Genomic DNA, 13,833 nt, shown 5'->3' with positions numbered 1-13,833 from the left:
ACTTGTTTAGGTAACATCAATAGAAGTGACACACGAATTAATTCATTAATTCAGAATAACAAAAAGAACGTAAGTTCTTTAGTTTTAGTCAGTAATATTGAGTCGTATCGAAAGATACAAATTAAACTTTAAATTGAAGAGTTTGATCATGGCTCAGATTGAACGCTGGCGGCAGGCTTAACACATGCAAGTCGAACGGTAACAGAGAATAGCTTGCTATTTTGCTGACGAGTGGCGGACGGGTGAGTAATGCTTGGGAATTTACCTTGTTGTGGGGGACAACAGTTGGAAACGACTGCTAATACCGCATAATGTCTTTTGATCAAAGGTGGCCTCTATTTATAAGCTATCGCGACAAGATGAGCCCAAGTGGGATTAGCTAGTTGGTAGGGTAAAGGCCTACCAAGGCGACGATCCCTAGCTGGTCTTAGAGGATGACCAGCCACACTGGAACTGAGACACGGTCCAGACTCCTACGGGAGGCAGCAGTGGGGAATATTGCACAATGGGGGAAACCCTGATGCAGCCATGCCGCGTGTGTGAAGAAGGCTTTCGGGTTGTAAAGCACTTTCAGCGAGGAGGAAAGGGTGCAGGTTAATACCCTGTATCTGTGACGTTACTCGCAGAAGAAGCACCGGCTAACTCCGTGCCAGCAGCCGCGGTAATACGGAGGGTGCGAGCGTTAATCGGAATTACTGGGCGTAAAGCGCGCGTAGGTGGTTAATTAAGTCAGATGTGAAAGCCCAGGGCTCAACCTTGGAACTGCATTTGAAACTGGTTAACTAGAGTTTTGTAGAGGGTGGTAGAATTTCAGGTGTAGCGGTGAAATGCGTAGAGATCTGAAGGAATACCAGTGGCGAAGGCGGCCACCTGGACAGAGACTGACACTGAGGCGCGAAGGCGTGGGGAGCAAACGGGATTAGATACCCCGGTAGTCCACGCAGTAAACGATGTCTATTAGAAGTTTGTGGCTATATGCCGTGGGTTTCAAAGCTAACGCATTAAATAGACCGCCTGGGGAGTACGGCCGCAAGGTTAAAACTCAAATGAATTGACGGGGGCCCGCACAAGCGGTGGAGCATGTGGTTTAATTCGATGCAACGCGAAGAACCTTACCATCCCTTGACATCCAGAGAATCACCAAGAGATTGATGAGTGCCTTCGGGAGCTCTGAGACAGGTGCTGCATGGCTGTCGTCAGCTCGTGTTGTGAAATGTTGGGTTAAGTCCCGCAACGAGCGCAACCCCTATCCTTATTTGCCAGCGGGTCAAGCCGGGAACTCTAGGGAGACTGCTGGGGACGACGTCAAGTCATCATGGCCCTTACGGGATGGGCTACACACGTGCTACAATGGCAATACAAAGGGTTGCTAACCTGCGAGGGTATGCGAATCTCATAAAGTTTGTCGTAGTCCGGATCGGAGTCTGCAACTCGACTCCGTGAAGTTGGAATCGCTAGTAATCGTGGATCAGAATGCGGTGAATACGTTCCCGGGCCTTGTACACACCGCCCGTCACACCATGGGAGTGGGCTGCACCAGAAGTCATTAGCTTAACCTTCGGGATGGCGATGACCACGGTGTGGTTCATGACTGGGGTGAAGTCGTAACAAGGTAGCCCTAGGGGAACCTGCCACCTCCTTACGTAAAGAAATTCACAATAATGAGTGCTCACACAGATTGTTTGATTAGACTGAAGAAGTGCAGAAGTTCTATGTCCCCATCGTCTAGAGGCCTAGGACACCGCCCTTTCACGGCGGTAACAGGGGAAATCCCCTTGGGGATACCACTACGATAAAAAAGATATTCAATCTTTTTAACCATCCATTGGTAGGAACTGAGTTTACGCTTTAAGTGAAAGTCACTTTATAAACATTAAGTTTTAATGCTTATAAAGTGTTTTTTAACACTGCTCTTTAACAATTAGGAAAGCTGATAAAGTTCTGTTTGAACGTATCGATATAGATATCAATATGTTCAAACGAAACGAAATTGTTCTCAATGATTAATTTATTAATCATTGTAATCAAGCAAAAATAAAAAGTTCATTTTTCACGTAGTGAAATGTGAACAGTACGTATCTACTCAATCTTATGATTGATAGGTGCACGAAAAACGAATGTTGTTTTTTGTATTGTAAAATATGAGAAATCGCAAGCGTCTTGGAAACGACATACAAAACAAAAATCAGTATTAAGTAGTGATGCCAAATGGTGTTGCCCACTCAGACATTGACAAAAAGACGTCAATCTCTTGTTGGGAACAACACCTAAAACGCGTCACTGCGTGACACTTTTTAGGTGTTGTATGGTTAAGTGAATAAGCGTGCACGGTGGATGCCTAGGCAATTAGAGGCGATGAAGGACGTGGTAATCTGCGATAAGTCCAGGGGAGTTGATAACAAGCGTTATATCCTGGAATTTCCGAATGGGGCAACCCGGCACTTAGTGTCATCGTTAAGTGAATACATAGCTTAACGAAGCGAACGAGGGGAACTGAAACATCTAAGTACCCTTAGGAAAAGAAATCAACCGAGATTCCGCGAATGGTCTGGAAACGATACAGGGTGATAGTCCCGTATATGACAACTTCTTTACAGTGAAAACGAGTAAGACACACGAGAAATCGTTTGAATATGGGGGGACCATCCTTCCTAATTGACCGATAGTGAACCAGTACCGTGAGGGAAAGGCGAAAAGAACCCCTGTGAAATAGAACCTGAAACCGTGTACGTACAAGCAGTAGGAGCCGAAGACTGCGTATTTTGCCAGTAGCAAGGTTAACCGTATAGGGGAGCAGGGAAACCGAGTCTTATGGGCGAATAGTTGCTGGGATTAGACCCGAAACTTGGTAATCTAGCCAAGCAGGTTGAAGGTTGAGTAACATCAACTGACGTTGAAAAATTAGGGGATGACTTGTGGCTGGGGGTGAAAGGGAGATAGCTGGTTCTCCTCGAAAGCTATTTAGGTAGCCCGTAGAGCACTGTTTGGGCTAGGGGGTCATGACAAATACTGCAATCACGGGAGACACACGGCGGGTGCTAACGTCCGTCGTGGAAAGGGAAACAACCCAGACCGCCAGCTAAGGTCCCAAAGTATATGTTAAGTGGGAAACGATGAAATCTTTTAAAGAAAGCGTAATAGCTAGTCGACGGCCATCCTCCAAGGTGGCACCTCGGATGTCGGCTCATCACATCCTGGGGCTGAAGTCGGTCCCAAGGGTATGGCTGTTCGCCATTTAAACGTGGTACGCGATGCTGGGTTTAGAACGTCGTGAACACTAAGTGATCATTGGTCCCTCTAAGCTTCAGAAATGCCGACACAGGTGGTCAGCCAAGGCGCTTTGGGTGAAGGAATTGCTGCTCCCTTGCGGATGGAGCTACGGCCGAAGATACCAGATGGCTGCAACTGTTTATTAAAAACACAGCACTGTGCTAAATCGCAAGATGACGTAACGGTGTGACGCCTGGTGTTAATTGATGGGGTTGTCATGCCAATGGCATATAACCCTAAGGTAGCTACCTTGTTCGGAATCGTAATGATGGCCATGCTGTCTCCACCCGCTCAGTGAAAAATCGCTGTGAAGATGCAGTGTACCCGCGGCTAGACGGAAGACCCCGTGAGCTTAGCAGTGAACTTAGAGCCTACATGTGTAGGATAGGTGGGAGGCTATGAAGCGTTGTCGCCAGATGACGTGGAGCCGACTTGAAATACCACCCTTGTCCCATGGCCCCTGAAGGGGTTTGGGACATTGTTGGAGTTTGACTACAACGTTGATAGGCAAGGTGTGTAAGTGCGGTAACACGTCGATTGAGCTAACTTGTACTAATTACCCGTGAGGCTTAACCATACAACACCTAAGACTGTGTTGACGCGAGCTGTAACCAGAAAAAGTACGTTTGCGACAATATATTTTACAACTTGCAAGATTAAAGAATGAATAGAAGGGCAGCTTTTCTAATTAACTTTTTAGCTTGGCGAACATAGCGCTGTGGTACTCCGGGGATAACAGTCCCACCTGATCCCATTCCGAACTCAGAAGTGAAACGCAGCTGCGCCGATGGTAGTGTGGGGTCTCCCCATGTGAGAGTAGGTCATCGCCAAGCGCCTAATAAACGAAAAATCCCTGTTGACGATGTCAGCAGGGATTTTTTCGTTTAAGCACTTGATGATGACCACTTGAACACGGGGAAGCTGGGTAGCCTGCCGACGGCAGTATCAAATCATGTGATATTAGGGCGAGTATCGCGATAGCGATAGCGATGTGTCACGAGCTTCGGTGCTCTGCGACGTCTTTCCATCGCCAAGCGCCAAATAAAACAAACCCAGTAGGTCTTTTCTTACTGTTTTTTATTCTGGTTAAGCGCATATCACATTATGGCTATCTAACAGCTCAAATTCCTGAGCTGTTAGATCTAAAGATGGTTTATTTTCTTTTAAACAATACGCGATCAATCCACCTAACAAATTCAGTATAAAGCTATGATAGCTGCGGTGTCTGGAGTGTTCAATGCAAGAAATATTTTTAAGCTGATGTATTAACTGTTTCTATTATAAAGCGCTTTTTAAGTAGGGCTCTGTCCCACAGAGAAATAAACTTGTTCTTCATGTTTTTGCGTATTGTTGTAACCAATAAACAGAAGTTGATTAGATATTATACAAACAAACGATAATTAAATATTATTGGAAAAAAACGCTTGCCAATGTGATCTGAATCCCTATAATGCGCATCCACAGACACGGGGCGTAACGCAAGTTAGCAACCAGTTTGAGAATAAAACAAACGCATTTATCGCTTCGTAAGAAACGTAAAATAAGACGTTGACATTGTTCGAAAGGGGCGTAATATACGCACCTCGCCGCAAGGCGCGCTCTTTAACAATTTAATCAAACAATCTGTGTGGGCACTTATTGTTGATGTGATTTCAAATAATCAAAAAGTAACGCTTCTGCTTGCAGAAGTTACACCTAACTTGTTTAGGTAACATCAATAGAAGTGACACACGAATTAATTCATTTACATTGAAAGATTTATCTTTCAATGATTAACAGGCCAAATATTTATATTTGGTGGTTAATTCAGAATAACAAAAAGAACGTAAGTTCTTTAGTTTTAGTCAGTAATATTGAGTCGTATCGAAAGATACAAATTAAACTTTAAATTGAAGAGTTTGATCATGGCTCAGATTGAACGCTGGCGGCAGGCTTAACACATGCAAGTCGAACGGTAACAGAGAATAGCTTGCTATTTTGCTGACGAGTGGCGGACGGGTGAGTAATGCTTGGGAATTTACCTTGTTGTGGGGGACAACAGTTGGAAACGACTGCTAATACCGCATAATGTCTTTTGACCAAAGGTGGCCTCTATTTATAAGCTATCGCGACAAGATGAGCCCAAGTGGGATTAGCTAGTTGGTAGGGTAAAGGCCTACCAAGGCGACGATCCCTAGCTGGTCTTAGAGGATGACCAGCCACACTGGAACTGAGACACGGTCCAGACTCCTACGGGAGGCAGCAGTGGGGAATATTGCACAATGGGGGAAACCCTGATGCAGCCATGCCGCGTGTGTGAAGAAGGCTTTCGGGTTGTAAAGCACTTTCAGCGAGGAGGAAAGGGTGCAGGTTAATACCCTGTATCTGTGACGTTACTCGCAGAAGAAGCACCGGCTAACTCCGTGCCAGCAGCCGCGGTAATACGGAGGGTGCGAGCGTTAATCGGAATTACTGGGCGTAAAGCGCGCGTAGGTGGTTAATTAAGTCAGATGTGAAAGCCCAGGGCTCAACCTTGGAACTGCATTTGAAACTGGTTAACTAGAGTTTTGTAGAGGGTGGTAGAATTTCAGGTGTAGCGGTGAAATGCGTAGAGATCTGAAGGAATACCAGTGGCGAAGGCGGCCACCTGGACAGAGACTGACACTGAGGCGCGAAGGCGTGGGGAGCAAACGGGATTAGATACCCCGGTAGTCCACGCAGTAAACGATGTCTATTAGAAGTTTGTGGCTATATGCCGTGGGTTTCAAAGCTAACGCATTAAATAGACCGCCTGGGGAGTACGGCCGCAAGGTTAAAACTCAAATGAATTGACGGGGGCCCGCACAAGCGGTGGAGCATGTGGTTTAATTCGATGCAACGCGAAGAACCTTACCATCCCTTGACATCCAGAGAATCACCAAGAGATTGATGAGTGCCTTCGGGAGCTCTGAGACAGGTGCTGCATGGCTGTCGTCAGCTCGTGTTGTGAAATGTTGGGTTAAGTCCCGCAACGAGCGCAACCCCTATCCTTATTTGCCAGCGGGTCATGCCGGGAACTCTAGGGAGACTGCCGGTGATAAACCGGAGGAAGGTGGGGACGACGTCAAGTCATCATGGCCCTTACGGGATGGGCTACACACGTGCTACAATGGCAAATACAAAGGGTTGCTAACCTGCGAGGGTATGCGAATCTCATAAAGTTTGTCGTAGTCCGGATCGGAGTCTGCAACTCGACTCCGTGAAGTTGGAATCGCTAGTAATCGTGGATCAGAATGCCACGGTGAATACGTTCCCGGGCCTTGTACACACCGCCCGTCACACCATGGGAGTGGGCTGCACCAGAAGTCATTAGCTTAACCTTCGGGATGGCGATGACCACGGTGTGGTTCATGACTGGGGTGAAGTCGTAACAAGGTAGCCCTAGGGGAACCTGGGGCTGGATCACCTCCTTACGTAAAGAAATTCACAATAATGAGTGCTCACACAGATTGTTTGATTAGACTGAAGAAGTGCAGAAGTTCTATGTCCCCATCGTCTAGAGGCCTAGGACACCGCCCTTTCACGGCGGTAACAGGGGTTCAAATCCCCTTGGGGATACCACTGCGATAAAAAAGGATACTTAATCTTTTTTTACTGTTCTTTGTGAAACCAAAAGAATCACTTTATAAATGTTCTCTTTAGAATGCTTATAAAGTGTCTTTCTTTGAAATATAAGTAACACTGCTCTTTAACAATTAGGAAAGCTGATAAAGTTCTGTTTGAACGTATCGATATAGATATCAATATGTTTAAACGAAACGAAATTGTTCTCAATGATTAGAATTTATTCTAGTTATTGTAATCAAGCAAAAATAAAAAGTTCATTTTTCACGTAGTGAAATGTGAACAGTACGTATCTACTCAATCTTATGATTGATAGGTGCACGAAAAACGAATGTTGTTTTTTGTATTGTAAAATATGAGAAATCGCAAGCGTCTTGGAAACGACATACAAAACAAAAATCAGTATTAAGTAGTGATGCCAAATGGTGTTGCCCACTCAGACATTGACAAAAAGACGTCAATCTCTTGTTGGGAACAATACCTAAAACGCGTCACTGCGTGACACTTTTTAGGTGTTGTATGGTTAAGTGAATAAGCGTGCACGGTGGATGCCTAGGCAATTAGAGGCGATGAAGGACGTGGTAATCTGCGATAAGTCCAGGGGAGTTGATAACAAGCGTTATATCCTGGAATTTCCGAATGGGGCAACCCGGCACTTAGTGTCATCGTTAAGTGAATACATAGCTTAACGAAGCGAACGAGGGGAACTGAAACATCTAAGTACCCTTAGGAAAAGAAATCAACCGAGATTCCGAAAGTAGCGGCGAGCGAAATTGGAACAGCCCTTAAGCTGTTTAGAAGTTAGTAGAATGGTCTGGAAAGTCCGACGATACAGGGTGATAGTCCCGTATATGACAACTTCTTTACAGTGAAAACGAGTAAGACGGGACACGAGAAATCCTGTTTGAATATGGGGGGACCATCCTCCAAGGCTAAATACTCCTAATTGACCGATAGTGAACCAGTACCGTGAGGGAAAGGCGAAAAGAACCCCTGTGAGGGGAGTGAAATAGAACCTGAAACCGTGTACGTACAAGCAGTAGGAGCCGACTTAGTTCGGTGACTGCGTACCTTTTGTATAATGGGTCAACGACTTAATTTCAGTAGCAAGGTTAACCGTATAGGGGAGCCGTAGGGAAACCGAGTCTTAACTGGGCGAATAGTTGCTGGGATTAGACCCGAAACTTGGTGATCTAGCCATGAGCAGGTTGAAGGTTGAGTAACATCAACTGGAGGACCGAACCCACTAATGTTGAAAAATTAGGGGATGACTTGTGGCTGGGGGTGAAAGGCCAATCAAACCAAGAGATAGCTGGTTCTCCTCGAAAGCTATTTAGGTAGCGCCTCGTGTATCACTGTTGGGGGTAGAGCACTGTTTGGGCTAGGGGGTCATCCCGACTTACCAACCCCATGCAAACTCCGAATACCAACAAGTGCAATCACGGGAGACACACGGCGGGTGCTAACGTCCGTCGTGGAAAGGGAAACAACCCAGACCGCCAGCTAAGGTCCCAAAGTATATGTTAAGTGGGAAACGATGTGGGAAGGCTTAGACAGCTAGGAAGTTGGCTTAGAAGCAGCCATCTTTTAAAGAAAGCGTAATAGCTCACTAGTCGAGTCGGCCTGCGCGGAAGATTTAACGGGGCTAAACATATCACCGAAGCTGCGGATGCTTATTTATAGGCATGGTAGAGGAGCGTTCTGTAAGCCGTCGAAGGGAAAGCTGTAAGGCATCCTGGAGGTATCAGAAGTGCGAATGTTGACATGAGTAACGATAAGGGGGGTGAAAAACCTCCCCGCCGGAAGACCAAGGGTTCCTGTCCAACGTTAATCGGGGCAGGGTGAGTCGACCCCTAAGGCGAGGCCGAAAGGCGTAGTCGATGGGAAACGGGTTAATATTCCCGTACCCTTATATTTTGCGATGGGAGGACGGAGAAGGCTAGGTGGGCCTGGCGATGGTTGTCCAGGTTCAAGTATGTAGGTGGAAGACTTAGGTAAATCCGGGTTTTCTTAACACTGAGATACGATGTCGAGTCACTAAGGTGATGAAGTCATTGATGCCATGCTTCCAGGAAAAGTCTCTAAGCTTCAGAAATATAAGGATCGTACCCCAAACCGACACAGGTGGTCAGGTAGAGAATACCAAGGCGCTTGAGAGAACTCGGGTGAAGGAACTAGGCAAAATGGTACCGTAACTTCGGGAGAAGGTACGCCGCTGACGGTGAAGTCCCTTGCGGATGGAGCTATTGGCGGCCGAAGATACCAGATGGCTGCAACTGTTTATTAAAAACACAGCACTGTGCTAAATCGCAAGATGACGTATACGGTGTGACGCCTGCCCGGTGCCGGAAGGTTAATTGATGGGGTTAGACTTAGGTCGAAGCTCTTGATCGAAGCCCCGGTAAACGGCGGCCGTAACTATAACGGTCCTAAGGTAGCGAAATTCCTTGTCGGGTAAGTTCCGACCTGCACGAATGGCGTAATGATGGCCATGCTGTCTCCACCCGAGACTCAGTGAAGTTGAAATCGCTGTGAAGATGCAGTGTACCCGCGGCTAGACGGAAAGACCCCGTGAACCTTTACTACAGCTTAGCAGTGAACTTAGAGCCTACATGTGTAGGATAGGTGGGAGGCTATGAAGCGTTGTCGCCAGATGACGTGGAGCCAACCTTGAAATACCACCCTTGTATGTTTTGAGTTCTAACCATGGCCCCTGAATCGGGGTTTGGGACATTGTTTGGTGGGTAGTTTGACTGGGGCGGTCTCCTCCCAAAGAGTAACGGAGGAGTACGAAGGTTGGCTAATCACGGTCGGACATCGTGAGGTTAGTACAATGGTATAAGCCAGCTTAACTGCGAGACAGACACGTCGAGCAGGTACGAAAGTAGGTCATAGTGATCCGGTGGTTCTGAATGGAAGGGCCATCGCTCAACGGATAAAAGGTACTCCGGGGATAACAGGCTGATACCGCCCAAGAGTTCATATCGACGGCGGTGTTTGGCACCTCGATGTCGGCTCATCACATCCTGGGGCTGAAGTCGGTCCCAAGGGTATGGCTGTTCGCCATTTAAAGTGGTACGCGAGCTGGGTTTAGAACGTCGTGAGACAGTTCGGTCCCTATCTGCCGTGGGCGTTTGAGAATTGAGAGGAGCTGCTCCTAGTACGAGAGGACCGGAGTGGACGAACCGCTGGTGTTTGGGTTGTCATGCCAATGGCATTGCCCAGTAGCTACGTTCGGAATCGATAACCGCTGAAAGCATCTAAGCGGGAAGCGAGCCTCAAGATGAGTTCTCACTGGGACTTTAAGTCCCCTGAAGGGCCGTTGGAGACTACAACGTTGATAGGCAAGGTGTGTAAGTGCGGTAACGTATTGAGCTAACTTGTACTAATTACCCGTGAGGCTTAACCATACAACACCTAAGACGTGTTGATGTAACCAAGAAAAAGTACGTTTGCGACAATATATTTTACAACTTGCAAGATTAAAGAATAATAGACAGCTTTTCTAATTAACTTTTTAGCTTGGCGAACATAGCGCTGTGGTCCCACCTGATCCCATTCCGAACTCAGAAGTGAAACGCAGCTGCGCCGATGGTAGTGTGGGGTCTCCCCATGTGAGAGTAGGTCATCGCCAAGCGCCTAATAAACGAAAAATCCCTGTTGACGATGTCAGCAGGGATTTTTTTGTTTAAGCACTTGATGATGACCACTTGAACACGGGGAAGCTGGGTAGCCTGCCGACGGCAGTATCAAATCATGTGATAGTAGGGCGAGTATCGCGATAGCGATGTGTCACGAGCTTCGGTGCTCTGCGACGTCTTTCCATCGCCAAGCGCCCAATTAAACAAACCCAGTAAGATTTTTTTACATCGGCAATTTTTTACGCATTTCTCTATATTTTTTAAAATATCTACGCTCATTTAATCTGCAAATATGATCTATTTTATCGCTATGATATGATGCTTTCACTATCAATATCTCAATGAGAAAAAAATGACTATACCTCAAAATGAAAATATTCATATTCAATCAGAAACTGTTTTAATTACTCCGCTTGAGTTAAAAAAACTCTTACCTGCTTCTGATAGTATTTATCACTCTATTGCAGATTCACGCCAGATCATTGCTAATATTGTGCATAAAAAAGATCCGCGTTTTTTAGTTATTTGTGGCCCTTGTTCTATTCATGATTTAGAAGCTGCTAAAGAGTATGCTATTAAATTGCACAAATTACATGAGCAATATAAAGATACGTTATATATCGTTATGCGAGTCTATTTTGAAAAGCCCCGTACCACGGTTGGCTGGAAAGGCTTAATTAATGATCCTCATATGGATGATTCCTTTGATATTGAATACGGGTTAAAGCAAGCTCGTGAATTGTTGTTGTGGATTGCAGATTTAGGTTTACCTATCGCAACAGAAGCATTGGATCCCATTAGTCCGCAATATCTCGGTGATTTATTTAGCTGGGCTGCAATTGGTGCTCGTACTACCGAATCACAGACGCATCGTGAAATGGCGAGTGGTTTATCAATGCCCGTTGGTTTTAAGAATGGTACTGACGGCAGTTTATCAACCGCTGTCAATGCGATGCAGTCAGCTTCTTCTCCACATAGATTTATGGGGATCAATCAACAAGGCCAAAGTGCACTATTGCAAACTAGTGGTAATCAAGATGGACATGTTATATTGCGTGGTGGTGGTGGTAAACCAAATTATGATTCGGTTAATGTTTCTCTAACAGAAAAAGCCCTACATGCAGCAGGCGTTGACGATATACTCATTGTCGATTGTAGCCATGCAAACTCTAATAAAGATTATTCTTTGCAACCATTAGTTGCTAAAGATGTTTTCCATCAAGTGCTTGATGGAAATAAATCAATAATCGGTATTATGTTAGAGAGTCATCTTAATGAAGGAAGTCAATCTGCTGAACAGGATAAAGAATCCCTCAAATATGGTGTTTCTGTAACTGATGCATGTATTAATTGGCAGACAACCAGTGAGTTATTAGCTGAAGCCAATAGTTTGTTAAATGATATATTACATTCACGATAAGAAGAAATTATGCCTTTAAGTAAATTAAGAGATCAAATTGATGCTGTTGATCAGCAGTTAATCGATTTACTCGCCGAACGTTTACGTTTGGTTGGTGAGGTCGGTGAAGTGAAAACTAAACACGGTTTACCTATATATGTTCCTGAACGCGAAGCCTCTATGCTTGCTAAACGTCGAGAAGAGGCTGAGTTAAAAGGCGTTCCTGCTAATCTGATTGAAGATATTTTGCGTCGTACTATGCGTGAATCCTATGCCAGTGAAAATGAAACCGGCTTTAAAACCGTCAATCCAGATTTAAAACGTATCGTTATTATTGGCGGGAATGGACTACTTGGCAAACGCTTTGTTGAGATGTTTAAACTGTCAGGTTATGACGTTGACATTTTAGGTCGTGCTAATTGGGATCAAGCTGAAAACATATGTAGCAATGCAGGGTTAGTTATCGTTGGTTCTCCTATCGACGTGACCGAATCTATCATATCAGAACTCTCCTATTTACCTGATGATTGTATCCTTGCCGATATTACCAGTGTTAAGGAAGGTCCATTAAATGCTATGTTAGCTGTGCATAAAGGTCCTGTTGTTGGGCTACATCCTATGTTTGGCCCTGATATTAGTAGTTTTGCGAAACAAGTCGTCGCTTATTGCGATGGTCGTGATGCAGATAAATACCAATGGCTGATTGAGCAGATGAAAATATGGGGGGCGCACCTTTATAAAGTCAAAGCAGATATTCATGACCAGTCAATGACCTTAATCCAAGCTTTAAGGCATTTCACAAGTTTTGTTTATGGTGTTCATTTGCAAGAGGTTGATGCTGATTTAAAGCAGTTGCTTGATTTAAGTTCTCCAATCTATCGCTTAGAGTTGGCTATGGTTGGCCGTTTATTTGCCCAAGAGCCGTCTTTGTATGCAGATATTATTCTTTCACAGAAAAATAATGTCGCCATGATTAAGCGTTATCATAAACATTTTTCTGAGGCGATTGAACTCCTTGAGAAGGGCGATCGTGATGCATTTATTAAGCGCTTTGCATCTGTAACTGATTGGATGGGGGATTACTCTAATCTGTTTTTGGAGGAGAGCCGATTGCTACTGCAGCAGGCTCACGATAATCGTCATTATGAAGATGATGGTCTAGAAAAATAATCTTTTATCGCTGATTTAACAAAAAGGAGCTTATCGCTCCTTTTTATTTCTACTTAGCTAGTAAAGATATTTGCTCTTTATGCTGCAAATTCTTTATTTAATTTAATTTCTGCATCTGATTCTATTTCTATTTCAGGCTCTTCAATGGCTTCTCCTGAAATTTCACCGTTACGGCACATATCTTTGCCATTATTTTTAGCGCGATCCGCTTGCGGCTTATGTAAGTGTTTATTGAGTTGCCTTTCTATTTTTTGGAATAGCTGTCCGATTGCAACATAAAGATCATCATTTTCTGCATGGGCAAAGACCTTACCATTTGGTATGCCAATTGTTGCCTCAATTTTTACGCCTTTTGGCTCTTTGGTGATAATACAGTGAGGTTTGATTAAAGGAATTTGTAATTTTTCTAATTTTTCGAAACGTTCCTCTACTTTGTTACGCATTGTGTCAGTGATAGTTATTTGTTTACTTGTAATTTCAATTCTCATAGAAGACACCTTTTTGTTATACACGTATCGTGTTCTTAATTAGATTATTCTTTTTTATCGTATTTAAAAGTGATTTAGATCACGTTTTTTTGCCCTCCTGCTATTCTTGGAATTAATTTTTGATCTACGTTTATTTTCTATAGATAAAAACAAAAACTACTTGTTGAGGTGGGGGTTATGGGGCAATATTGTCCAGATAACTCACCACTGCTTATAATCCCACTTTGCTATTCTTTTTTGTTGAACGTTTTGTTATCGTTATTTCCTCCTGTATTTTTATTTG

At 44.5% G+C, this 13,833-nt stretch carries 3 protein-coding genes, 2 tRNA genes, 5 rRNA genes, 1 pseudogene and 2 other annotated features; of the genes and pseudogenes, 9 read left to right on the top strand and 2 right to left on the bottom strand.

The features are described 5' to 3' along the window. Window positions 1-130: 130 nt before the first annotated feature. The 3 genes from AB2N10_RS11930 (at window position 131) to rrf (AB2N10_RS11920) (ending at window position 4,103) form a co-directional block, all read left to right on the top strand. A 16S ribosomal RNA gene (locus AB2N10_RS11930) occupies window positions 131-1,642 on the top strand. A 72-nt stretch (window positions 1,643-1,714) separates the two neighbouring features. Further along, a tRNA-Glu gene (locus tag AB2N10_RS11925) sits at window positions 1,715-1,787 on the top strand. A 534-nt stretch (window positions 1,788-2,321) separates the two neighbouring features. After that, window positions 2,322-3,575: a sequence feature (23S ribosomal RNA rRNA prediction is too short), on the top strand. Between the two features lie 47 nt (window positions 3,576-3,622). Next, window positions 3,623-3,755 (top strand) — a sequence feature (23S ribosomal RNA rRNA prediction is too short). A 215-nt stretch (window positions 3,756-3,970) separates the two neighbouring features. After that, window positions 3,971-4,103: ribosomal RNA gene (rrf, locus tag AB2N10_RS11920) — 5S ribosomal RNA — on the top strand. Window positions 4,104-4,356: 253 nt separating this feature from the next. On the opposite strand, the pseudogene AB2N10_RS11915 reads toward rrf (AB2N10_RS11920), so the two are convergent. Then, window positions 4,357-4,630 (bottom strand): annotated as a pseudogene (locus AB2N10_RS11915) (transposase); the annotation flags it as partial. A 526-nt stretch (window positions 4,631-5,156) separates the two neighbouring features. On the opposite strand from AB2N10_RS11915, the gene AB2N10_RS11910 reads away from it, so the two are divergent. The 6 genes from AB2N10_RS11910 (at window position 5,157) to tyrA (ending at window position 13,062) form a co-directional block, all read left to right on the top strand. Beyond that, window positions 5,157-6,701 (top strand): 16S ribosomal RNA (locus tag AB2N10_RS11910). Between the two features lie 72 nt (window positions 6,702-6,773). After that, window positions 6,774-6,849: transfer RNA gene (locus AB2N10_RS11905), tRNA-Glu, on the top strand. A gap of 524 nt (window positions 6,850-7,373) precedes the next feature. Continuing rightward, a 23S ribosomal RNA gene (locus AB2N10_RS11900) occupies window positions 7,374-10,262 on the top strand. Between the two features lie 111 nt (window positions 10,263-10,373). Further along, window positions 10,374-10,489, top strand: a 5S ribosomal RNA gene (gene rrf, locus AB2N10_RS11895). Together the 16S, 23S and 5S rRNA genes with 1 tRNA gene alongside form the textbook arrangement of a ribosomal RNA operon. Window positions 10,490-10,845: 356 nt before the next feature. Beyond that, window positions 10,846-11,913 (top strand): 3-deoxy-7-phosphoheptulonate synthase, encoded by a 1,068-nt coding sequence (locus tag AB2N10_RS11890; protein WP_354625376.1) that lies wholly within the window; start codon window positions 10,846-10,848, stop codon window positions 11,911-11,913. Between the two features lie 9 nt (window positions 11,914-11,922). Continuing rightward, window positions 11,923-13,062 carry a bifunctional chorismate mutase/prephenate dehydrogenase gene (gene tyrA, locus AB2N10_RS11885; protein ID WP_369433891.1) on the top strand — a complete coding sequence of 380 codons (1,140 nt, stop codon included), beginning with the start codon at window positions 11,923-11,925 and terminating at the stop codon, window positions 13,060-13,062. A 77-nt stretch (window positions 13,063-13,139) separates the two neighbouring features. Here tyrA and raiA read toward each other — a convergent pair whose 3' ends face one another. After that, window positions 13,140-13,550, bottom strand: a complete 411-nt coding sequence (gene raiA / locus AB2N10_RS11880; RefSeq protein ID WP_354625377.1) for a ribosome-associated translation inhibitor RaiA — start codon at window positions 13,548-13,550, stop codon at window positions 13,140-13,142. Between the last annotated feature and the right edge of the window lie 283 nt (window positions 13,551-13,833).

Origin of the sequence: Psychromonas sp. MME1, assembly GCF_041080865.1 — a bacterium.
Lineage (GTDB): Bacteria > Pseudomonadota > Gammaproteobacteria > Enterobacterales > Psychromonadaceae > Psychromonas.
This window is presented reverse-complemented; position numbering and strand designations above follow the sequence as displayed.

Excerpts from the sequence above, each read along its gene's own strand:
- AB2N10_RS11890 (WP_354625376.1), top strand. The coding sequence starts at position 10,846 with ATGACTATACCTCAAAATGAAAATATTCATATTCAATCAGAAACTGTT.
- tyrA (WP_369433891.1), top strand. The coding sequence starts at position 11,923 with ATGCCTTTAAGTAAATTAAGAGATCAAATTGATGCTGTTGATCAGCAG.
- raiA (WP_354625377.1), bottom strand. The coding sequence starts at position 13,550 with ATGAGAATTGAAATTACAAGTAAACAAATAACTATCACTGACACAATG.